This window comes from Pedobacter heparinus DSM 2366, from assembly GCF_000023825.1.
Lineage (GTDB): Bacteria > Bacteroidota > Bacteroidia > Sphingobacteriales > Sphingobacteriaceae > Pedobacter > Pedobacter heparinus.
Window position 1 is genome coordinate 5,071,853 of the sequence record NC_013061.1, and the last position, 23,527, is coordinate 5,095,379.

Annotated in this window: 22 protein-coding genes; 9 read left to right on the forward strand and 13 right to left on the reverse strand. The window is 43.2% G+C overall.

Annotated elements, in window-relative coordinates; translation table 11 throughout:
* The first annotated feature begins 15 nt into the window (after positions 1-15).
* Together fabF and rnc are read left to right on the forward strand one after the other, a co-directional pair.
* Entirely contained in the window at positions 16-1,269 is a 1,254-nt protein-coding gene (gene fabF, locus PHEP_RS20910; protein WP_015809991.1) for a beta-ketoacyl-ACP synthase II, read from the forward strand.
* A gap of 9 nt (positions 1,270-1,278) precedes the next feature.
* Entirely contained in the window at positions 1,279-2,007 is a 729-nt protein-coding gene (rnc, locus tag PHEP_RS20915; protein WP_015809992.1) for a ribonuclease III, read from the forward strand.
* On the opposite strand, the gene PHEP_RS20920 is transcribed toward rnc, so the two are convergent.
* Complete coding sequence (locus PHEP_RS20920; RefSeq protein WP_015809993.1) at positions 2,004-2,717, reverse strand: hypothetical protein; 714 nt, start codon at positions 2,715-2,717, stop codon at positions 2,004-2,006. The two genes, rnc and PHEP_RS20920, sit on opposite strands and share 4 nt — an antisense overlap.
* 110 nt (positions 2,718-2,827) lie before the next feature.
* Here PHEP_RS20920 and PHEP_RS20925 point away from each other — a divergent pair, with 110 nt between their 5' ends.
* Genes PHEP_RS20925 through nadD form a run of 3 tightly spaced genes read left to right on the forward strand, consistent with a single transcriptional unit; the run spans position 2,828 to position 4,849 of the window.
* Entirely contained in the window at positions 2,828-3,691 is an 864-nt protein-coding gene (locus PHEP_RS20925; protein WP_015809994.1) for a YicC/YloC family endoribonuclease, read from the forward strand.
* A 6-nt stretch (positions 3,692-3,697) separates the two neighbouring features.
* On the forward strand, positions 3,698-4,267 hold the full coding sequence (gene gmk, locus PHEP_RS20930) for a guanylate kinase (RefSeq protein ID WP_015809995.1): 570 nt from the start codon (positions 3,698-3,700) through the stop codon (positions 4,265-4,267).
* 9 nt (positions 4,268-4,276) lie between these two features.
* Positions 4,277-4,849 carry a nicotinate (nicotinamide) nucleotide adenylyltransferase gene (gene nadD, locus PHEP_RS20935; RefSeq protein WP_015809996.1) on the forward strand — a complete coding sequence of 191 codons (573 nt, stop codon included), beginning with the start codon at positions 4,277-4,279 and terminating at the stop codon, positions 4,847-4,849.
* Here the strand turns inward: nadD and PHEP_RS20940 are convergent.
* Positions 4,846-5,559, reverse strand: a complete 714-nt coding sequence (locus PHEP_RS20940) for an SAM-dependent methyltransferase (RefSeq protein ID WP_015809997.1) — start codon at positions 5,557-5,559, stop codon at positions 4,846-4,848. The two genes, nadD and PHEP_RS20940, sit on opposite strands and share 4 nt — an antisense overlap.
* A 318-nt stretch (positions 5,560-5,877) precedes the next feature.
* On the opposite strand from PHEP_RS20940, the gene PHEP_RS20945 reads away from it, so the two are divergent.
* Complete coding sequence (locus PHEP_RS20945) at positions 5,878-7,194, forward strand: DUF6600 domain-containing protein (RefSeq protein WP_015809998.1); 1,317 nt, start codon at positions 5,878-5,880, stop codon at positions 7,192-7,194.
* 82 nt (positions 7,195-7,276) lie between these two features.
* Positions 7,277-8,857 (forward strand): peptide chain release factor 3, encoded by a 1,581-nt coding sequence (locus PHEP_RS20950; RefSeq protein WP_015809999.1) that lies wholly within the window; start codon positions 7,277-7,279, stop codon positions 8,855-8,857.
* Positions 8,858-8,859: 2 nt separating this feature from the next.
* Here PHEP_RS20950 and argH read toward each other — a convergent pair whose 3' ends face one another.
* The 10 genes from argH to PHEP_RS21000 form a co-directional block, all read right to left on the reverse strand.
* A complete protein-coding gene (gene argH / locus PHEP_RS20955) occupies positions 8,860-10,191 on the reverse strand; it encodes an argininosuccinate lyase (RefSeq protein ID WP_015810000.1) in 1,332 nt (443 codons plus the stop codon).
* Between the two features lie 21 nt (positions 10,192-10,212).
* Positions 10,213-11,295, reverse strand: a complete 1,083-nt coding sequence (locus PHEP_RS20960; RefSeq protein ID WP_015810001.1) for a M20 family metallo-hydrolase — start codon at positions 11,293-11,295, stop codon at positions 10,213-10,215.
* Positions 11,296-11,311: 16 nt separating this feature from the next.
* Positions 11,312-12,130, reverse strand: coding sequence for a pyrroline-5-carboxylate reductase (gene proC, locus PHEP_RS20965; protein WP_015810002.1), 819 nt, complete (start codon positions 12,128-12,130; stop codon positions 11,312-11,314).
* 2 nt (positions 12,131-12,132) lie between these two features.
* Complete coding sequence (gene argB / locus PHEP_RS20970) at positions 12,133-12,924, reverse strand: acetylglutamate kinase (RefSeq protein ID WP_015810003.1); 792 nt, start codon at positions 12,922-12,924, stop codon at positions 12,133-12,135.
* A 4-nt stretch (positions 12,925-12,928) separates the two neighbouring features.
* Positions 12,929-13,891 (reverse strand): Rossmann-fold NAD(P)-binding domain-containing protein, encoded by a 963-nt coding sequence (locus tag PHEP_RS20975; protein ID WP_015810004.1) that lies wholly within the window; start codon positions 13,889-13,891, stop codon positions 12,929-12,931.
* Positions 13,888-15,021, reverse strand: a complete 1,134-nt coding sequence (locus tag PHEP_RS20980) for an aspartate aminotransferase family protein (protein WP_015810005.1) — start codon at positions 15,019-15,021, stop codon at positions 13,888-13,890. The genes PHEP_RS20975 and PHEP_RS20980 overlap by 4 nt, the downstream gene beginning before the upstream one ends.
* A gap of 78 nt (positions 15,022-15,099) precedes the next feature.
* Complete coding sequence (gene argC / locus PHEP_RS20985; protein ID WP_015810006.1) at positions 15,100-16,071, reverse strand: N-acetyl-gamma-glutamyl-phosphate reductase; 972 nt, start codon at positions 16,069-16,071, stop codon at positions 15,100-15,102.
* The gene (gene argG / locus PHEP_RS20990; protein ID WP_015810007.1) at positions 16,061-17,254 is read right to left on the reverse strand and encodes an argininosuccinate synthase; all 1,194 of its coding nucleotides are present in this window, start codon (positions 17,252-17,254) and stop codon (positions 16,061-16,063) included. The genes argC and argG overlap by 11 nt, the downstream gene beginning before the upstream one ends.
* Positions 17,255-17,267: 13 nt before the next feature.
* Entirely contained in the window at positions 17,268-17,969 is a 702-nt protein-coding gene (locus PHEP_RS20995; RefSeq protein ID WP_015810008.1) for an N-acetyltransferase, read from the reverse strand.
* A gap of 340 nt (positions 17,970-18,309) precedes the next feature.
* Positions 18,310-19,515, reverse strand: a complete 1,206-nt coding sequence (locus tag PHEP_RS21000) for an NAD(P)/FAD-dependent oxidoreductase (protein WP_015810009.1) — start codon at positions 19,513-19,515, stop codon at positions 18,310-18,312.
* 150 nt (positions 19,516-19,665) lie between these two features.
* Here PHEP_RS21000 and PHEP_RS21005 point away from each other — a divergent pair, with 150 nt between their 5' ends.
* Both PHEP_RS21005 and PHEP_RS21010 read left to right on the forward strand, forming a co-directional pair.
* Positions 19,666-19,971, forward strand: coding sequence for a YbaB/EbfC family nucleoid-associated protein (locus PHEP_RS21005; RefSeq protein WP_015810010.1), 306 nt, complete (start codon positions 19,666-19,668; stop codon positions 19,969-19,971).
* Between the two features lie 29 nt (positions 19,972-20,000).
* Positions 20,001-20,678 carry a metal-dependent hydrolase gene (locus PHEP_RS21010; RefSeq protein ID WP_015810011.1) on the forward strand — a complete coding sequence of 226 codons (678 nt, stop codon included), beginning with the start codon at positions 20,001-20,003 and terminating at the stop codon, positions 20,676-20,678.
* Here the strand turns inward: PHEP_RS21010 and polA are convergent.
* On the reverse strand, positions 20,675-23,494 hold the full coding sequence (polA, locus tag PHEP_RS21015) for a DNA polymerase I (protein WP_015810012.1): 2,820 nt from the start codon (positions 23,492-23,494) through the stop codon (positions 20,675-20,677). The genes PHEP_RS21010 and polA overlap by 4 nt on opposite strands.
* Between the last annotated feature and the right edge of the window lie 33 nt (positions 23,495-23,527).

Genomic DNA, 23,527 nt, shown 5'->3' on the forward strand with positions numbered 1-23,527 from the left:
GTATAATCCGTATAAATGGAATTAAAAAGAGTAGTAGTTACAGGGCTAGGTGCGCTCACTCCAATCGGCAATACCATCCCAGAGTTCTGGGATGGTTTGGTGAATGGGCTGAGTGGTGCCGGCCCTATTACCGGTTTTGATACCTCAAAGTTCAAGACAAAATTTGCATGCGAGCTTAAAAACTTCAATCCGGAAGATTTTCTGGATAAAAAAGAAGCCCGCAAATTAGACCCATTTGTTCAATACGCTTTAGTAGCGACCGAAGAGGCTGTAAAAGATGGTAATTTCGACTTTTCACAGTTAGACACCAATCGTATTGGTGTAATCTGGGGTTCTGGTATTGGCGGATTTAAAACATTTCAGGATGAAATGAAAGCCTTTTTCTTAGGCGATGGTACACCACGTATCAATCCTTTTTTCATTCCAAAAGTAATTATTGACATTGTTCCGGGCCATATCTCTATAAAATATGGACTAAGGGGACCAAATTTCGCTACGGTTTCAGCCTGTGCTTCCTCTACAAATGCCATGATCGACGCTTACAATTATATTCGACTGAATATGTGTGATGTGATCATCAGCGGTGGTTCGGAAGCCATTATCAATGAAGCTGGTATTGGCGGGTTTAATGCCATGCACGCCCTTTCTACGAGAAACGATGATCCTAAAACAGCCTCCAGGCCATTTGACAAAGACCGTGATGGTTTTGTTGCCGGCGAAGGTGCAGGAACCATCATTCTGGAAGAACTGGAGCATGCTAAAAAACGCGGGGCCAAGATCTATGCCGAGTTGGTTGGCGGAGGGATGAGTGCAGATGCCAATCACATTACAGCACCTCACCCGCAAGGATTGGGTGCCAGAATGGTCATGCAAAATGCCTTAACCGATGCCCGGCTCACTACGGCTGATATTGACTATATCAATGTTCACGGTACGTCTACCCCATTGGGCGACATATCTGAAAGCAGGGCCATCGTAGATCTTTTTGGAGAAGACGCCTACAAACTGAACATCAGTTCAACCAAATCGATGACAGGACATTTATTGGGTGCTGCCGGCGCAATAGAAGCCATTGCTGCAATACTTGCAGTGAAAAATGATGTTGTGCCTCCAACAATCAATCACTTTACCGATGATCCTGAATGTGATCCAAAATTAAATTTCACTTTTAATAAGGCGCAAAAACGTACCATTCGTGCTGCTCAGAGCAATACATTTGGTTTTGGTGGTCATAATGCGTCTGTAATTTTCAAAAAATACGAAGAGTAAACATAATTAATGCCATTATTTGACCTGTATAAGCTTTATCTTTCAGCCGATAAAGTCTTTATAAGAAAGTTAAAAAACATTTTAGGCTTTGTGCCGGGAAATGCCACCTTATATAAAATGGCATTCAGGCACAGGTCTGTGGCAAAAATTTTAAAAAACGGAAGCAGGAGCAGCAATGAGCGGCTCGAGTTTTTAGGAGATGCTGTTCTGGGCTCTGTAATTGCAGAATTATTATTTAAAAGCTATCCCTATAAAGAAGAAGGTTTTTTGACAGAAATGCGCTCTAAAATTGTAAACAGGGCCAATTTAAATCAGCTTGCCCGAAAAATGGGGTTCGATCAGCTGATTGTATTTGATCAAAAGGCGGTGAATGTACAAACCAAGCATCATTCTATGCTTGGCGATGCTTTTGAGGCCCTTATTGGTGCTGTTTATTTGGATAAAGGATACAATTTTACCCGTGAATTCCTGCTGAAGAGAATTGTGAAACCTTACATTGACATTCATACCCTTGAACTGACCGAGACCAATTTTAAAAGTAAACTGATCGAGTGGTGCCAGCGCCATGGCAAGGACATTACCTTTGACATGATGGAAAATGAGGAAGGTGAAAGCGCCAAGTTGTTTACCATCCAGGCTGTTGTTGAAGGAGAAAGCTATGGCATTGGCCGTGATTACAACAAGAAAAACGCCGAAAAGCTGGCTGCAGAAAAAGCCTGCGAAGCACTTTCTATCTAATTCTTTTTAAGTGTATCGGTGTATTTCTTATAGGAATCCCTGATGTATTTAATGGCGTCATACTGGGCCCAGTTCTTCGCCTTTTCGTATTCAGGCCGGTAATCCAGCATAAATTTTTCCAGGTCTTTCCCCTTCAGGTCTGTATTGCTCTGAATCAAAAACTCATTAAAAAACCCATCTATCTGCGTTTGCTGCAGCTCGGTTTCGTAATAGCGGCCAAACCTCCTCGCATTTTTTGGGGTACGGCCAAACAACTCATAAACAGCAGTTAGGGGTTTAAAAAGAAAAGAAAGAAAAGGTGGCTTACCCTGGTAAAAAGATCCTTTATCCTTATAATCCCTTTTCAGTTCATCCAGCTCCTGTTTCTTGGTCTGTCCGGTGATGTTCACTTCTTTAAGCATCCGTCCGCCAGTAAGATAAACCAGGATGTCCTTATTTGATGATACAACTGTTTCGGCATCCGAAAAATTCGCTTTAATTACAAGTAGGGTATCCCCTACACCGGCCCTGATCTGAAACAGCCCAAAGTCACTACTGCTTACTTTATATCCCGTTCTTTTATTGATCACCTCAGCACCCGCGATGCGGTTGGAAGTCCCTTTTTCGAAAACAACACCCCCAAGTAAAAAGTCCTGTGCAAAAGCTGCCGGCAAAAAGAAAAGAAAAAATGCCCAAAACAGAAGAATATGTAGACGGTTAAATTTTAACATAGGTCATATATAAACGTAAAATTAACCATTGTTTGTCAAATACCTTAGTTAAAAAAAGTTAAATAGGCAGGAAAAGCCAATAAATTATATCTTTGCACATGATAAAATCAATGACAGGATATGGCCTGGCCTCTGCAGATCATGAAAATGTAAAATTTGCTGTAGAGATAAAATCCTTAAACAGTAAGTTTTTAGAACTCAATCTAAAACTACCAAAAGCCTTTTCGGATAAGGAACTGCTGCTCCGTAACATTTGCAGCAAAGAAATTGAGCGCGGAAAAGTTAGCGTTTCCATCAATCTTGAACGTGGGGAAGAAGCCCTGAAAGGAGCCAGCATCAATGCCGCTTTACTAAGCAGGTATTACAGGCAGCTTGAAGCCATCAATACCAGTCTGGGTGCAAATTCAACTAATCTTTTACAGGCTGTACTCAATTTTCCTGAAGTGATCAGTTACACCGAAGATGAGGTAAGTGAGAACGACTGGGTCATCCTTTTTGACACCTTTAACAAGGCTTTGGCCAGCTTTAACCAGTTCAGGGAAACAGAAGGTAACGTCCTGAAAACAGACCTGGAGCTGCGGATCAAAAATATCCTGGAGTTCTTTGGCCAGATTGAAGTGCTGGAACCACTCAGGATCCCGCAGATCAGGAGCCGCCTGAACCAGTTTTTAGAGGACAATGTAGGTAAGCTGAACGTAGATCAGAACCGTTTAGAGCAGGAGCTGATCTATTATATCGACAAATTAGACATCACTGAAGAAAAGATCAGGTTAAAAAGTCATTGCGATTATTTTATCGAAACCCTGAAAAGCAAAGATGCCAATGGTAAAAAGCTGGGTTTTATCTCTCAGGAGATCGGCCGTGAAATCAATACCATGGGCGCTAAAGCCAACGATGCACAGATCCAACAGCTGGTTGTTGGCATGAAAGAAGAACTGGAAAAAATTAAAGAACAATTATTAAACGTTTTGTAAGCCCTGATGAAACAAGGTAAACTGATTATATTTTCTGCTCCCTCGGGTGCAGGCAAAACCACCATCGTTAAACATTTGCTTACGAAATTCCCTTCATTGAGCTTTTCTATATCAGCAACTACCCGGGAGTTGCGCGGGGATGAGAAAAATGAAAAAGACTATTATTTTATTACCAAAGAAGATTTTCTGCACAAAGTTGCGCGCCAGGAATTTGTAGAGTTTGAAGAAGTTTACAGCGGAACTTTTTACGGCACCCTGAGGTCTGAAATCCAGCGCATCTGGGATGAAGACAAACATGTCATTTTTGATATTGATGTAGAAGGTGGCTTGCGCTTAAAACGTAAATATGAAAATGATGCGCTAGCTATATTTGTACAACCCCCATCCTTAGCCGTACTTAAAGAACGTTTAAGGGGCAGGGGTACCGATAGCCCCGAAAAGCTGCAGGAGCGCTTTGTTAAAGCAGAGAAAGAACTGGCTTATGCCGATAAATTTGACGTTATCCTTAACAACTTTGACCTGCATACAGCCTGTCTGGAAGCAGAAAAACTGGTAGGGGATTTTATAAAAAAATAATACTTGCTGATGAAAACCGGTCTTTTTTTTGGCTCCTTTAACCCCATTCATACCGGCCACCTGGTTATCGCCGGGTATATGGCCGGCTTTACGGAACTTAAAGAAATTTGGCTGGTCGTTTCTCCGCACAACCCATTAAAAAATAAAAATGGCCTGTCTAACATGTACGACAGGCTTGAAATGGCAAAACTGGCTACTGAAAATGCAGACCATATAAAAGTAAGCGATATAGAGTTCAACTTGCCACAACCTTCTTATACCATTGATACCCTTACGCATTTGCAGGAAAAGTATCCTGGAAAAGAATTTGCCTTAATTATGGGTGCAGACAACCTTTCCTCTTTCAAAAAATGGAAGAATTATGAGGTCATTTTGCAGCATTATGAAATCTATGTGTACCCGCGGCCGGGTGCTGACATCAGTGAGTGGGCAGAACATCCGGCTATTAAAATTACCGATACCCCGCAAATGGATATCTCCTCTACCTTTATCCGCAAGGGAATTGCTGCGGGTAAAAACCTCCAGTACTTTGTTCCGGATAAGGTACTGTCCTTTATAGACAGCAAAAATATGTACCGTTAGCTGGCTTTATACAACAGAAATATAGTTGGTTTTTTATGCAGGTCTATACGTTCTTTACGCCACAGCCCTACCGGCAAAGTCTTCACAAACTCATCTTCAGCGGTTAAGTTACAGGCTACACACAATTGTGTTTGTCCGGAAGCATTCTTCAGGATATCTTCAAACAAGTGATTGTTACGAAAGGGTGTTTCAATAAAAAGTTGTGTTTGCCTGTTCTTTTGCGACAATTGCTCCAGTTCTTTGATCTTTTTTGCCCTTTCAGCCTTATCAATTGGCAAATAGCCATGAAAGGTAAAGCTTTGCCCGTTAAAACCTGAAGCCATCAGGGCCAATAGAATTGAACTTGGCCCAACCAGGGGCACTACCTTAATTCCCCTTTTGTGTGCTTCAGCTACTACATCTGCACCCGGATCGGCAATCCCCGGACATCCGGCCTCGCTCATCAGACCGACATCCATACCGGTCATCAGCTCTTTAAAATAAGGCACCATAGAATTTCCACGCTTGTGTTTGCCATAATCGTGAATAACCAGCTCACTCTGCTGTATTTTTAATCCCGCCTCTTTTAAAAATTTACGCGCCGTTTTCTCATTCTCAACAATATAAGTCGAAATGGCATTTATGGTATCTCCAAGATATGGGGTAAAAGTTTTCTGGGCAGCATTTTCCGCCAGGGGAACTGGGATAAGAAATAAGGTTCCTTTTGTCATTCGTTATTCTGATTTTACCTGCAAAAGAAGAAAAATATTACCGTAAAGCCCAGCTTTCCCGTCACAATACTGTAGTCTGCAGGTAATCTTAGGTTATAAATCAGCGTTATCAGGAAGAAAAAACGTAAATTGTTTTATGCCTAATTATAAATTAAAATCTGCCACATCTGGTATCAGACCAATATAATTAGGCATAAAACAAACATGACAATGTAATATTTTAATAGATAGATTAAACTTATGGGAATCTTTGGAACTCAAATTGATATAATAAAAAACGTTAGGTAAATTAAACACACACAAATTAAACACACACAAATGAAAAACATGATCAAATTACCGGCAATTGTACTTGGGCTGCTGCTCATGTTCACCGGTGCAGCACAAAAGGTTATGGCGCAGGGAGATGATGTTTCGCTCCAATCGTTTTATGATGAACTGTCGCCTTATGGTACCTGGATACAGGATCCGCAATACGGGTACGTTTGGAGACCTGATGTAGAACAAGGCGATTTCAGGCCTTATTATACCAATGGCCGCTGGGCAATGACCGAGTACGGTAACACCTGGGTTTCCAATTACGACTGGGGCTGGGCGCCTTTTCACTATGGAAGATGGGTTTACAACCGTTACGGTCAATGGATATGGATTCCTGATACCACATGGGGACCTGCATGGGTAAGCTGGAGAAGTGGTGGTGGCTATTATGGCTGGGCGCCGATGGGCCCTGGAATGAACATCAATATCAACCTTAACATCCCCGATCTGTGGTGGGTATTTATCCCCCAAAGGAATATCTATTACGATAGCTTTCCACGATATTATTCCCGCAGAAATGTGACCATCATCCATAACACGACCATCATTAACAATACTTACGTAAATAACCGCCGTACTTATTACACTGGCCCAAGGGCCGATGACATCAGACGTGCAACCGGAAGAGATGTAAGAGTATATAATGTAAATACCACAGGCAGGCCAAGCCGCAGTAACATAAATGGCAACAGTGTTGACATCTATACGCCAAGGCCAAGCAGGGGTAGTTCCAATGTAAATGCCAAACCACGGGAAGCCATCAGAGGAGAAGGGTATACCACACCAAGAGGAGACCGCGGAACGGCAAGCAACGGATCATCGTCCGGGCGCCCTTCCAGAATTGACAACCAGGGTAACAGACCTGATAACCGTGAAAACGGCGTAACTACACCTCAAAACAGGGGCGAAAGACCTATTTATGAAAATAATGGCAGGCCATCAAGAACAGGAAGCCCGGAAAACAACGGCTCAACAAGACCACAGCGAATAGAAAGACAAAATCCTTCAGGAGAAACTCCTGCACAAAGGCCACAGGAAGTTCAGCCTGCCCCACAACAACGTCAGGAGCGTCAGGAGCGTCCTCAACCACAGGCACGACCTCAGCGTCAGGAAAACAGGCCGGAAGCCCCGCGTCAGCAGGAAAGACAGCAACAACCACAACGTCAGGAAAGCAGACCGCAGCAGCCACAGGCCCAGCCTCAGTACCAAAGACCGGAACGGACCCAACAAAGTGCACCTCCGGCCAGAAGTTCTGAAAGCCGCGGCGAACAAGGTGGCAGAGGAGCTGAACGACCAAGCCGCGGAGGCAGGAGTTAACCGAACCAATTCATTACTGAAAAACCGGCTATTACAATAGCCGGTTTTTCTTTTATATATTATAGTTATCTTTGCCGCCGCTATGATTCACCCTGAAATAGAAAAAAGAAAAACATTCGCCATCATCAGTCACCCCGATGCCGGTAAAACAACCTTAACAGAGAAATTCCTGCTTTTTGGCGGGGCCATTAATACCGCCGGTGCTGTAAAACGCAACAAGGCCAACCAAAGCAATACTTCCGATTTTATGGAAATTGAGAAACAGCGTGGCATTTCTGTAGCTACTTCTGTAATGGGGTTTGAATACGCGAATAAGCGCATCAATATTTTAGATACACCCGGGCACAAGGATTTTGCGGAAGATACTTACCGCACCCTTTCTGCCGTAGATAGTGTAATCCTGGTGGTCGACTGTGTGAAGGGTGTAGAGGAACAAACAGAAAAACTGATGTCGGTATGCCGGATGCGCAATACACCGGTCATCATTTTTATCAATAAAATGGACCGTGAAGGTAAAGATGCTTTTGACCTGCTGGACGAAATAGAGCACAAATTAAACATCAGCCTTTGCCCTTTATCCTGGCCAATTGGTCAGGGCCACACGTTTAAGGGGGTATACAGCATTTACAACAAACATTTAAACCTCTTTGAACCCGATAAAACAAAGATCAGTGAACCCGTAATAGAGGTAAACGACCTGAACGATGATAACCTGACCAAATTTTTAAAGCCAAAAGAACTCGAAGGCCTTAAAGGAGACCTGGAACTGGTACACGGGGTTTATGGCGACCTGGATAAGAGCATGTACATTGAGGGTTTGCTGGCCCCGGTATTTTTTGGCAGTGCCATTAACAATTTCGGGATAAAAGAGCTGCTGGATACCTTCATCAACATCGCCCCAAGTCCAAAAGGCCGTGAGGCCGAGCAACGTGAAGTAGCCGCAGAAGAAAAGAACTTCTCTGGTTTCGTATTTAAGATCCATGCCAACCTGGATCCAAAACACCGCGACCGCATTGCTTTTTTAAGGATCTGCTCCGGAAAATTTGAACGCAATAAATTCTATTACCATACCCGTCAGGACAAAAAGCTGAAGTTTTCTAACCCAATGGATTTCATGGCCAATGAAAAAAGTATTGTAGAAGAAGCCTGGCCAGGTGATGTGGTGGGTTTATACGATAGTGGAAACTTCAAAATCGGGGACACGCTTACAGAAGGGGAAAAACTTCAATTTAAAGGCATTCCCAGCTTCTCTCCCGAGATATTTAAGGAACTGGAGAACAGAGACCCCCTAAAAACAAAACAGCTGGAAAAAGGCATACAACAGCTCACGGAAGAAGGTGTTGCCCAATTGTTTACCATGCAGCCCGGAAACCGTAAAGTAGTGGGTGCGGTAGGGGAACTTCAGTTTGAGGTTATCGCTTTCCGCCTGGAACATGAATATGGCGCCAAAGCCGCTTTCAGGATGTTGAGCTATACCCGTTCCAACTGGGTAACCTCAAAAGACAAAACCAAGCTGGCCGAGTTTCTGAAAAGAAAACAGCAGCATATTGGCGAAGATAAAGATGGCAACCCGGTTTACCTGGCCGACAATGAGTTCATGATCAACATGACCATGCGGGATTACCCGGATATTGAGTTCCATAAGACATCTGAGTTTAAATAAAATCAAGCCAGCAATTTCTCTATCGCCTGATGTGTTTGTTCAAACTTAAACTGCGACAATACCTCATCCATCATCGCGGTGATCTCTGCATTGCATAAATTGCCAATGCTGCCTTCATGGGTATGGTTAATCTGTGTTTCAGGCTTAAACGAGCCATTTTCAATGCTCTCACCAACAATTTTATATGCCTCCCTAAAAGGCACACCTTTTAAAGCCAGTTCATTCACCACCTCAACGCTAAACAGGTAAGCATACTTTTTATCATCCAGTATCCCATCTTTAACCCTAATGTTTTGCAACATATAAGTAGTCATCTGCAGGCATTCGTTTAAAGAAACCATAGCCGGGAAAAGATTTTCCTTTAGCAATTGCAGATCGCGGTGATAGCCGGAAGGCAGGTTAGTGATCATCATTGCAATTTCGTTAGGCAAGGCCTGGATCTTGTTACAACGTGAGCGGATCAGCTCAAACACATCCGGGTTCTTTTTATGCGGCATAATACTCGATCCGGTAGTCAGTTCATCAGGGAAACTGATAAAGCCAAAATTCTGATTGATGAACAGACAAACATCCATGGCCATTTTTGCCAGCGATGCGGCAAGGGCCGACATGGCCTGGGCCAGGATTCTTTCCGTTTTGCCCCTGCCCATCTGTGCGTAAACCACATTGTAATTTAAGCGTTCAAAACCCAGCAGTTCAGTAGTCATCGTCCTGTTTAAAGGAAAAGAAGAACCGTAACCCGCAGCCGAACCCAATGGATTTTTATTGCATACCTTCCAGGCTGCCAGCATCAGCTCCATATCGTCAACCAAACTTTCTGCATAGGCACCAAACCACAGACCAAAGGACGAAGGCATTGCAATCTGCAAATGGGTATACCCCGGCAACAATTTAGCTGCATGGGTATTGCTCAGCTCAATCAGCTGTGCAAATAACACAGCAGTATTGCCCACCATCTCTTCAATACAGCTTCTGAAATACAATTTCAGGTCAACCAGCACCTGGTCGTTACGCGAACGTCCGCTATGGATTTTTTTACCGGCATCACCTATACGCTGGGTCAACAGCCACTCTACCTGCGAATGCACATCCTCTACTGTATCTTCAATAACAAATTTACCCGCCTCTATTTCTGCATATATATTTTTAAGCGCTTTCTGTATTTCAGCAAGTTCTGCTGCAGTAAGTAAGCCAATACTTTCCAGCATTTCTACATGCGCCAGTGAGCCCAGAACATCATAAGCCGCCATCTGTAAATCCAGTTCCCTGTCTTTGCCTACTGTAAAAGCTTCAATATCCTTGTTTACATCAATGTTTTTTTGCCAGATCTTCATGTATCTCTTTTTAATTCAATTTTATTTCCCGTTAACAACCGGCTTCAGCATTTCTATATAAAGTCCGATCCCCTTTTCAATTTCGCTCAGGTGAACATACTCATCCGCCATGTGCGACCGCGCAGAATCACCAGGACCAACCTTTAAGGAAGGAATGCTCAATAAGGCCTGGTCCGATGTGGTAGGTGAACCATAAGTTGTCCTTCCAAGGGCAATACCCGACTGTACGATGGGATGTTCCTTATCAATTGACGAAGGTTTTAGCCGGATAGAGCGGGGTACAACCTCGCAGTCCACATTGGTCCGGATAATCTTTAACACTTCCTCATTGGTATAGGCATCAGTTACCCTCACATCAACTGTAAAAATACAGGAAGCGGGCACTACGTTGTGCTGCGAGCCTGCATTAATAATGGTAACCGACATTTTTAAAGGGCCAAACATTTCGGACACCTTCGAAAAACGATAATTGCGGAACCATTCTATATCCTTTAGCGCCTTATAAATGGCATTGTCACCTTCTTCACGTGCAGCATGCCCGGCCTTTCCATAGCTGGTACAGTCCAGCACCAGCAAACCCCGTTCTGCAATGGCCAGGTTCATCAGGGTAGGCTCTCCTACAATGGCAAATTCCAGCTCCCCAAGGTCGGGCAGTATGCATTCCAGGCCATTGTTGCCTGAAATCTCTTCTTCAGCTGTAGCAGCCAGACAGATGTTATAATTTAAACCTTCCTGATCATAATAATAAAGAAAGGTTGCTATAAGCGATACCAGGCAGCCTCCGGCATCATTACTACCCAGCCCATACAATTTGTCATCTTCCACTGTAGCCGCGTAAGGATCGCGCGTATAGCCCGAGTTTGGCTTCACGGTATCATGATGTGAATTTAAGAGCAGGGTTGGCTTAGCCGCATCAAAATATTTGTTGTATGCCCAGATGTTGTTCAGCTTACGGTGTGTTTTTATATTCCGCTGCTGCAGGAAAGCCTCAATTGCATCTGCGGTCTTATCTTCTTCTTTACTGAAAGATGGGATGCTGATCAATTGTTTCAATAATTCTACCGCATCCCTCTTAATACTTTCCTTAAATAAATCGCTTTCCATATCCGTAAATCCCCGCTTATTCTTTTGTATATAAAGCACCGGCTTTAATTGCCGAGAGCTTAATCCCCTTAATTAAGGAAGAACTAAATCCATTGTGTTCCATTTCGTTCAATCCAGCAATGGTACAGCCCTTAGGTGAAGTTACCTTATCTATTTCCTGCTCGGGGTGTGATTGCATCAGCAAAAGCAGATCTGCCGCACCTTTCGCTGTTTGCACAGCCATTTTCAGCGCCTCATCTGCATGAAAACCAATTTCTACTCCTCCTTGTGAGGCCGCCCTGATGGCCCGTAAAAAGAAGGCAATACCACAGGCACACAATGCCGTAGCAGAAGTCATCAGGTCTTCATTAATTTTAACTACAGACCCTACTGTTTCAAACATACGGGTTACCTCTTCCACATTTTGCTGACTTGCATTATCCGTTGCCACACAGGTCATAGATTGTCCAATGGCAATGGCCGTATTTGGCATGGCCCTTACCACCTGTACATCCTCGCCTATTTTACTCCTGATATCTGCACAGCTTACCCCCGAGGCAACTGAAATAAACACGTGTTTCTGCACATCAACCACCGCTCCTATCTGTGCCAGCAAATTGTTCAATTGTTGTGGCAGTACAGCTAAAACAACAATATCTGCATTGGCAACTACCGCGGCATTGTCTGTACTTACCGCAAAGCCCTGTTCTGCCAGATCGGTTAAACCAGCAGCACTTCTTCTTGTTAAACTGATCTGTCCGGCTTCGGCATAACCCGATTTAACCAGGCCTTTTGCTAAAGAAACACCAATATTTCCACTTCCCAAAATGGCAACCCTGCCTTTAAACTTGTTCATAATTATTGAATTAATCTGGTTCCGAAATTGCCTCCGTTAATTTGTGGTAATTCATCAGCCTTACCAATATACACAGCGGCAACCCCACTTTTTATTGCTTCAAAAGCATTGTGCAATTTAGGGATCATTCCTCCAGAAACCACACCTTCATTTTTTAAAGTATCAAACTCATGCATCCTGATCTCTGCAACCAAAGAATCTTCATCTTCAACATCACGCATTACCCCTCTTTTTTCAAAGCAATAGATCAGCGCGGTTTCATATTGTGAAGACATGGCCACCGCCACAGCCGAAGCAATGGTATCCGCATTGGTATTCAGCAGCTGGGCATCCCCGTCATGGGTAATCGCACACAGTACCGGCACTAATCCTGCATTTAACAAACTACCCAATGTTTCCGTTGAAACTGAGTCCTGATCCAGGTCGCCCACAAAACCCCAGTCAATATCCTTTACAGGTCGTTTTACAGCTTTGATCACATTTCCATCGGCACCACTTAAACCGATTGCATTGCAGCCCCTTGCCTGCAGTTGGGCCACCATATTTTTATTGATCAGACCGGCATACACCATCGTAACCACCCTAAGTGTCTCTATATCAGTAATACGCCTGCCCTCAACCATTTTAGCTTCAACACCCAAAGACACGCCCAGTTCGGTAGCCACCTTTCCACCGCCATGAATTAAAATCTTATCGCCCGGAAGCGCAGTAAAATCCAGCAAAAACTGATGCAGCTTTTCTGAACTGTCAATTACATTTCCACCTATCTTAATTACATTGAGTGTTTTCTTCATCGCTTTACAGTTTCTCCAACATTTGCTTCAATACCGCCTGCGCTGCCCATAAACGGTTTCCTGCCTCGTGTATCACCAATGAGTTAGGCCCATCCAGTATTTCTGATGAGAGTTCCAAATCCCTTCTTACGGGCAAACAGTGCATCACTTTAGCATCATTGGTCTCTTTTAATTTGTCATTGTTCAGCATCCAGCCTTCAGGATAGGTAAGCACTTTACCATACTCTTTATAACTCGACCAGTTTTTGACATAAATATAATCGGCCCCGGCCAAAGCCTCGTCCAGATTATAAGTAATGTTCGCACCCGGTGTAAAATCTTCACTCAGTTCATAGCCTTTAGGCTGTGCTATGGTAAAATCGAGCATTCCTTCCTCCTGTGCCTTGCACATCCATTCGGCAAATGAATTAGGTACCGCCTGCGGTAAGGCCTTAATGTGCGGTGCCCAGGCCAGTACAACCTTAGGTTTGCCCCCGGCTTTCCAGGTTTCCTTAATTGTTACCAGGTCTGCCAGGCTTTGCAAAGGATGCCGTGTAGCGCTTTCTAAACTTACCACCGGCACCTTACAATATTTTATGAACTTATTGAAGAAATCTTCATTATAATCCTCATCTCTGTTTAGCAGCTTAGGAAAAGACCGTAAGCCTAAAACATCACAATACTGCCCCATTACCGCAGCAGCCTCACGGATATGTTCTACTGTAGTGCCGTTCATCACCACGCCATCCTGCGTTTCCAATGCCCAGCCTTCTTTGTCCATGTTCATCACCATCACGTTCATACCCAAATTAAGGGCCGCCTTTTGGGCACTTAAACGGGTACGTAAGCTCGGGTTCAGAAAAACAAGGCCAAGCGTCTTGTTTTTACCCAAATGCTGGTGCGCATAAGGGTTTTCCTTTAGTGCAAGTGCGTCCTTAACCAACTGGCCTATGTCCTGCACATCATTTACTGAAGTAAATTGATTCATCCTTTTAAAGCGATTTTAAAGTCATTTAAAAATTGATCTGCCTGATCCTTAGTTAAATTTAAAGCTGGCAATAGCCTGATTACATTAGGCTTTGCCTCTCCGGTAAAGATTTTATGCTTAAACAAGAGGTCCTTCTTTACATTTGCTGAGCTTTCAGGAAGGTCTATCCCAATCATCAGGCCACGTCCACGCACTTCATTTATGCCCTCTATTTTTTTCAGTTCTTCAATCAGGTAACTTCCTACCTCTGCTGCATTTTTCAGCAAATTGTCCTGTTCAATAATTTCCAGCACCGCCAAACCCGCTGCACAGGCCAGGTGATTACCTCCAAAGGTGGTACCCAGCATACCATGCCATGGTTTAAACTTAGGGGCAATAGCAATCCCCGCAACAGGGAAACCATTCCCCATGCCTTTTGCCATGGTGTATACATCGGCATCAACGCCTGCATAGTCGTGCGAATAAAATTTGCCGGTCCTGCCATAACCACATTGCACACTATCGGCAATGTAAACGGCGTTGTATGCATCGCAAAGTGAACGGATCTTCTGTAAAAAGCTTACCGAAGCTTCTTTTATTCCGCCAACGCCCTGTATGCCTTCAATAATTACTGCAGCAATTTCATTTCCATAAGCTGCAAAAGCCGCTGCTAATGCATCCTCATCGTTATGGGGCAAAAAAACGACATTGTCTGTTTCATTTACCGGGGCAATGATCTTTGGATTGTCTGTAGCCGCAACCGCTAAAGATGTTCTGCCATGGAAAGCGCCTTTAAAAGCAATTATTTTTTTTCTGCCATTATAAAATGAGGCCAGTTTTAAAGCATTTTCATTGGCCTCGGCACCTGAGTTACACAGGAACAACTGGTAGTCTGTTTTACCCGATACCTTACCCAGTTTCTCCGCAAGCTCAGCCTGCAATGGGATTAAAACGGAATTGGAGTAAAACCCAACCTTATTCAGCTGTTCGGTTAAACGCTTTACATAATGTGGATGGGTATGACCGATAGAAATTACAGCATGACCGCCATAAAGGTCAAGATATTCCTGACCTGCGGCATCCCACACTTTACTGCCTGATGCTTTTACTATTTCTATATTGTTTAGTGGATATACGTCGAATAAGTTCATTTTATTAAAAGTTGTTGCCCTTTAACAGGGCAGGGTTATACAAATTGTTTTTTGAATCGGGTAGGGAAAGGGCCCGGCTTAGAATGCCTGGGCCTTAAGCCGCAGTCCTTCAGCTTCCGGCAATCCAAAAATTAAATTCATATTCTGCACCGCCTGTCCGCTGGCACCTTTTAACAAATTATCGGTTATACTTACAATAAACAGCTTGTTACCATGTTTTTCCACATGTACCAGTGCTTTATTGGTGTTCACCACCTGTTTTAAATCAATATTTTTCCTGCTTACATGCGTAAAAGGATGTGCAGCATAATAATCTTCATAAATGCGCTGGGCCTCTTCAGCGGTTAAATCGCTTTCCAGATATATCGCAGCAAGTATGCCTCTGGTAAAATCTCCCCGCTGCGGTATAAAATTTATGACCTGATCAAATACAGGGTCCAGTTGTTTTAAACTCTCCCCAATTTCATTCAGGTGTTGATGTTCAAAAGCTTTATATACCGACAGGTTATTGTTACGCCAGCTGAAATGTGAGGTTGCCGACAAGCTTTGTCCCGCTCCTGTTGATCCTGTTGTGGCATTCAGGTGTACCTCGTTTTTCAATAATCCCTTAGCTGCCAATGGTAGCAGCCCCAGTTGAATACAGGTTGCAAAACAGCCCGGGTTGGCAATATAACTTGCCTTTTTGATCAGCTCACGATTTAATTCTGGCAAACCATACACCCATTTGCCACCAGCATTGGCCTTTAACCTGAAATCCTGGCTCAGGTCTATGATCTTAATCCCTGTGGCAATATCATTTGCCTCAAGAAATTTCCTGGCATCGCCATGGCCAACGCAGAGAAACAGCACATCAATATCCTGTGAAAGCGCATCCGTGAACCTTAAGTCCGTATCCCCGAGCAAGTCAGTATGCACATCAGCAATCCTATTGCCGGCATTGCTCTTGCTTTGCACAAACTTAATCTCAACCGAAGGATGGTTTACCAGTATACGGAGCATTTCACCCCCGGTATATCCGGCACCGCCAACTATACCTGCTCTAACCTTCATGACTGTTCACTTTATGCCAGATCATGACCTGGTTACCAAAAATTTTAGAGAACCCTTTCACATCCTCACCACTCCAGGTATTGTTCATCTCGCCATAGCTGCCAAATTTATTGCTCATCAGGTCATGCTCCGATTCGATACCGATGATGTTAAAACGATAAGGCAACAGTTCAACAAACACCTTTCCACTAACCACTTTCTGTGTATCCGTTAAAAAAGCCTCTATATTGCGCATTATCGGATCATGAAACTGCCCCTCATGGAGCCAGTTACCATAGAAAGAAGACAATTGCTCTTTCCAGGAAAGCTGCCATTTGGTTAATGTATGTTTTTCCAGGGTATGGTGCGCTTTAATGATCAGTACCGGGGCCGCAGCTTCAAAACCTACACGTCCCTTTATACCAATAATCGTATCGCCCACATGAATGTCACGGCCAATCCCATAAGGTTGTGCAATAGCCTGTAATTTCTGGATGGCCCTTACCGGTTCAAACCTCTCCCCGTCAATAGCTACCAGTTCCCCTTTTTCAAAACTCAGCTCCAGTTTACGGGCCTTGCTTTCCGAAACCTGGGTAGGCCAGGCCTCTTCAGGTAAAGTTTCATTCGAGGTCAGCGTTTCTTTACCGCCTACAGAAGTACCCCAAAGCCCCTTGTTTATAGAATATCTTGCTTTCTCGGCACTATATTCAACACCATGTGCATTCAGGTACTCTATTTCCGCTTCGCGGGATAATTTTAAATCCCTTATCGGTGTAATGATCTCTACTTCAGGAATAATGATGTTAAAGATCATGTCAAAACGAACCTGGTCGTTACCAGCGCCCGTACTACCATGGGCTACATAGTCGGCCCCAATCTTTTTTACATAATTGGCAATGGCCGTAGCCTGGCTTACACGCTCTGCACTCACAGAAAGCGGGTAGGTTGCATTTTTAAGGACATTCCCGAATACCAGGTACCTGATACAGCTGTTATAATAGTTTTCGGTTTCATCCACCACTGCATGAGAAGCTACACCAAGGGCATAAGCACGTTTTTCTATTTCCTTTAGCTCTTCGTCAGAAAAACCACCTGTATTTACAATCACAGAATGAACTTCCAGTCCACGGTCCTGAGCAAGATAAATACAACAAAACGAGGTATCCAGACCTCCGCTAAATGCTAAAACAACTTTCTTCTTCATCTTAATATAACAGCTATTTAAATAATACAGTAAATAAAAAAAACAGAGATTTTAATCCCTTCTTATTGGGTTTGGACTTAAGCACCAATCGTTGCTTAATGCTCATAAAACGCTCATATAATGTAGGATTCTTATGCAGTTCTTCGGCAAACTTCTTTGCTGCATCATGCTTTTGCTCAACCGGATCGTACAGCATCGCCGTACACATACAGTTTTTACGTTCCTTCATTTTTAATATTTCGAAGTTCACACAGCTCTGACAGCCTTTCCAGAACTCTTCATCCTGGGTAAGCTCTGAATAGGTAACCGGTTCATAACCCAGATCTGAATTGATCTTCATTACAGCCAGTCCTGTTGTCAGGCCAAATATTTTCGCTTTAGGATATTTTTGCCTCGAAAGTTCAAAGATCTTTTCTTTAATGGCATGCGCCAATCCTGCCTTGCGGTACTTAGGGCTTACGATCAGGCCCGAATTGGCCACGAACTGTCCATGTGTCCAGGTTTCGATATAACAGAACCCGGCCCATGAGCCATCCTTATGAAAGGCAATAACGGCTTTCCCGTCAGCCATTTTAGCCGCTACATACTCCGGAGAGCGTTTGGCGATACCTGTACCTCGTGCTTTCGCCGATTCAGCCATCTCTTCACAGATCTCTTCTGCAAAGACACGATGTTCAGGAAGTGCAACCTGCACTATAAAATCGTTTATATTCATTAATATGATAACGAAAAAATATAAATGTTCTGATTAATTGTTTTTTGAGAGGCAATCCTCTTCGTAAATGAGTTTTGTAAAAGATTTACTCAGATCCGCGGCGTGTAGTTTTGCCGGTTTGTTGTCACAAAAAATATGGGTCGCAAGCGCTCAATAAACAAACTTCTCGAAGCAATATTTTTTGCTTCAACAATAGAAAGTTTATGTGTTATGTGCTTAATCATTTTCTGTGTATAATAATTTTTTGAATGAGTTGAGGCGCAAAGGTTTAAATAAATATTGAGTTGTGCAATACGTTTTTCATTTTTTTACATTTTTATAATGAAACCATGCAATTAATTTAACGTTGAAACCTGAAATAGTGCGATAATAAGTCGGGCCTGCCTTCCATCATTTCCGTGATCATGTCCGCACCTGTTACCGAAAAGGTAATTCCGTTCCCTCCAAAGCCCAAAAGAAAATAACTATCCGGGAATTTAGGGTGTGCCCCGATATAGGGTAACCCGTCTTTTGTTTCACCAAAAGTTCCACACCAGCAAAAGTCTTCAATAAATTTGGTTTCGGGCAGATATTTTTTTAATGTCTTCATCAGCTTATCTCTCTTTTTATTCAGCAGCAGGTCCCGGCGTATTGCATTTTTGAAGTTTTCATCCTCCCCACCAACCAGCATGCGGCCCTCATCGGTTGTACGCATGTACAAGTAAGGCTTATCCGTATTCCAGAATAAAGTATGCTCACAAATTTTTTCGTGTACATCTCCCCGCTCACTGATCATGGCATATGTACTTTTTAAATCCACCACTTTATCGGGCAGCATGTTTTGTGTTTCGTAACCCGTACAGTAAATAATCTTTCCGGCCTTTATCTCTGCTCCGGTATCCAGCAGCACAGTAACACCATTTTTTTCATATTTTACCTTTTTCAGTGCTGTTTTATCAAAAACCTTCAGGCCTTTCTCCACATTGTAATGGATGAGGTCATGCGCCAGGCAAAATGCATCCACACTTCCTCCCTCAGCAGATAAGATCGCTCCTTCAGCCAGCAATCCATAAATAGCTTTTATCTCTTTTTTTTCCAGCCACTTTACTTCAAATCCGGCTAATTTACGGGCCTCATATTCTTTTTTCAGCCAGGCTACATCTTTACTTTTCCCCGCAAAATAAACCGACTCCTTTTTTTCAAAACTACATTCCGATCCGACCTCCTGCACCAGGTTTTCCAGTTTGTAAATCGCATCCCTGCAAGCTTTATAGCTGGCAATTGCCCCTTGCTCTCCAATCAGTTCTTTCAATTGGTACAAAGGAACATCTATTTCATACTGCAGCATAGAAGTAGTGGCAGATGTACTGCCATAAGCAATTTCTCTTTTGTCTATCAAAATAGTGTTATAGCCTTTTTTGATCAAAGCATGGGCCATTAATGCTCCGGTAATGCCAGCACCAACAACCAGCACTTCACAAGTTGCGCTTTCCCGCAAAGAAGGATAAGCATGTTTTATTCCATTTTTTACCAGCCAGAAGGGTTCATTAGACCGTATATCCATCATTTCAAATTAGTTCTTTTTATAACACCAACTTGCCCAATCTGTTTTAATCCCTCTTATTATTATATATTTTTACCCAACAACAGAAAGAAACAACATACTTTAAACCAATTTCTCTTAATTTCGTTGTTTAATAAAAAAGACAAACACATTATGTTCGATAAACTGATGGCCGCGCAGCAAAAGGCCGATGAAATAAAAAAAAGGCTCGACACCATTTCGGTTTTCGCCGAAGTTGAAGGTGGTGCAATTCGCATAACGGCTACTGCAAACAAAGCCATTACTGCTGTAGAAATTAAAGAAGACTTTTATAAAGAGGCCGATAAAGAAGAATTGGAAGAGCTGTTGCTTACGGCCATAAACAAAGCCCTGACACAGGCAGAACAGGTAAGTGCTGCCGAAATGCAGGCCGCAACCAAAGACATGCTTGGAGGCCTGGGCGGCATGTTCGGTGGCTAACCATAAATAACCTTAAAAAATATACTCCAATGAAATATACCTATTACGGACAATCGTGTTTCTTATTGGAAGCCGATGGAAAAAAGTTTCTTTTCGATCCTTTTATTACCCATAATGTGCTTGCAAAAAACATAGACCTCAAAACCATAAAGGCCGATTATATCCTGGTAAGCCATGGTCATGGCGACCATATTGCAGACCTCGTCCAGGTTGCCAGCCAGAACAATGCACAGGTAATAGCCCTGGTTGAAGTGGCCGACTGGATAAGAAAACAGGGGGTAAAAAATGTAACCGATATTAACTTTGGCAAATCTAAATTCGACTTTGGCACCCTGCGTACTGTCTGGGCCGTACATTCCAGCAGCAATCCCGACGGCAGTTATGGGGGTAATCCAGCCGGTTTTGTATTGGAGCTAGGCGGAAAAACGGTTTACTTTGCCGGCGATACGGCGCTTACCCTTGAAATGAAGCTCCTTGCCGACCTCTATAACCTGGATTATGCTATCCTTCCCATAGGCGGACATTATACCATGGATGTTGATGATGCCTTAATCGCTACCAAATACCTGGAATGTGAAAAAGTAATAGGCGTGCATTACAATACCTTTCCACCTATACAAATTGATACGGCAGAAGCTGTTGCCAAGTTCAAAAGAGAAAATAAAACACTCTTATTACCAGCAATAGGCGAAACTATAGAGCTTTAATGTGCAGCGAGCCAGTTTTCGCCTTCACCAATCTCTACTTCAATGGGTACTGTCGTTTTGATCGCTGTTTTCATCCGATGGGCAATGATCTTCTTCATGGCCTCAACTTCTGATTTCAGCACATCAAACACCAACTCATCATGCACCTGCATCGTCATTTTAGATTGCAGGCCCTGATCCTGAATGTCCTTGTGGATATTGATCATCGCCACTTTGATCATATCTGCAGCTGATCCCTGGATCGGGGCATTTATCGCGTTTCGCTCGGCAAAACCACGTACAGTCTGGTTGGCAGAATTGATGTCGCGCAAATACCTTCTCCTGCCCAGAATGGTTTCTACAAAACCATTCTCACGGGCAAAGTTCATGGTGTCCGACATGTACCTTTTAATTCCAGGGTACTGCGTAAAATACTGTTCTATGATTTCTGCAGCTTCCTTACGTGGAATACCCAGATTTTGCGACAAGCCAAAAGCCGACTGACCATAAATGATCCCAAAATTTACCGCTTTGGCATTCCGGCGCTGTGTAGGTGTTACCTCCTCAATAGCAATCCCGTAAACCCTGGCTGCAGTAGCCGTATGAATATCAATTCCATTCTTAAAAGCATCCAGCATATTTTCTTCCTTGCTGATGTCGGCTATAATCCGCAGCTCTATCTGCGAATAATCCGCAGAAAGCAAAATATGGTTTTCATCTCTGGGAATAAATGCCTTACGTACTTCCCTGCCCCGTTCTGTACGGATCGGGATATTTTGCAGGTTTGGATTGTTGGAGCTCAACCTTCCTGTTGCAGCTACCGCCTGGTTAAAACTGGTATGTACACGCCCCGTTTTAGGGTTAACCAGCAATGGCAGTGCATCTACGTAAGTAGATTTTAACTTTTGCAGCTGACGGAAATCTAAAATATCCTGGACAATATCACTTTTATGTGCCAGGGCCAGCAACACATCTTCACCGGTCTGGTATTGCCCTGTTTTAGTCTTTTTTGCTTTAGGGTCAAGCTGTAACTTATCAAAAAGCACTTCCCCCAATTGTTTTGGCGAGGCCAGGTTAAACTTGATGCCACATTTATCATATACACTTTGTTCAAACTTCCTGATATCCAGCTCCAGCTCTTTTGAATAATTGATCAGGGTATCCATATCAATCCTCACCCCTTCCTTTTCAATATCTGCCAATACATAAATCAAGGGGTTTTCTACTTCTGTAGCCAGCTTTTCAGCATTTAACTGCTTCAACAGGGGCTCAAAAACATTGGCCAGCTGTAAGGTAATATCCGCATCTTCTGCTGCATAATCCACTACCTTTTCAACAGGCACATCACGCATAGTACCCTGCGATTTACCTTTAGGGCCAATCAGTGTGGTGATGGAGATGGGCGAATAATTTAAATAATTCTCCGACAGCACATCCATGTTGTGACGGGTATCCGGATCAATCAGGTAATGGGCCAGCATGGTATCAAACAACCGCCCCTTTACCGATATGCCATACCATTTCAGGATCAGCATATCATATTTAATGTTCTGTCCTATTTTAACAATATTTTCATTCTCCAGTACCGGTCTGAATTCCTCTACAATCTGTTGCGCAGCTTCCATTTCGGCAGGTACAGGGATATAATAACCCTCACCGGGCTTAATGCTGAAAGACAGCCCTACCAGTTCTGCCAGGTTTGCATCCGTACCCGTTGTTTCGGTGTCAAAAGAAATGCTTTCCTGCTTCAGCAGCAAATCAACCAGTTCCCTGCGCAGTTCCGGGGTATTGGCAAGCTGGTAATTGTGGCTTGTATTTTCTATGGTATTCAGTGGCTTTGTTTCCTCCAGCTCTGTAGTCTCGGGTACAGTTTGTACAACCGTTTCTACATAGCTGATGGTTTCACTAACCACATTTCCAAAAAGATCGGTTTGCTGCGAAACCACCATTGTTGCCCCTCTGTTAAAGCCCTCTCCAAATACCCTTTTACCTATGGTCCTGAATTCCAGCTCAGCAAATAAAGGTTCCAGCAATTCCCGGCTTGGCTCTTCCAATTCAAGGGCCTTCTCATCAAATTCTACCGGAACATTGAGTATAATGGTGGCCAGTTTTTTAGAGATCAGGCCCTGTTCAGCATAAGTTTCCACATTCTCACGCTGTTTGCCTTTTAATTCATGCGAATTGGCAATGATATTTTCTACCGAACCATATTGTTTAATGAGTGCTTTTGCCGTTTTTTCTCCTATGCCAGGTATGCCCGGAATATTATCTACCGCATCACCCCATAGTCCGAGGATATCAATGACTTGTTCAACACGTTCAATTTCCCATTTGGCCAGCACTTCTTTCACCCCCATTATTTCCATTTCATTGCCCATACGTGCGGGCTTATAAATAAAAATATTGTCCGATACCAATTGTGCAAAATCCTTATCCGGGGTCATGCAAAATACCTGGAAACCTTTTTTTTCTGCTTCTTTGGCCAAAGTTCCAATAATATCATCTGCCTCAAAACCGTCTTTTGTGATCACCGGGATCCTGAATCCTTCGATCAGTTTAAAAATATAGGGAAGCGCTGCAGAAAGGTCTTCCGGCATGGCCTCACGATGGGCTTTATACGCCTCAAAATCGGTATGCCTTTCAGTTGGGGCATCCGTATCAAAAACTACAGCTATATGTGTGGGGTTTTCTTTTTTTAACACTTCCATCAAAGTATTGGCAAAGCCCATTACTGCCGAAGTATTGATACCTGTTGAAGTAAATCTTGGGTTTTTACTCAGTGCAAAATGCGCCCTGTAAATCAGCGCCATACCGTCAAGAAGAAAAAGTTTTTTCATATACTCTATAATGTTACTCCGATAAAGGTACTA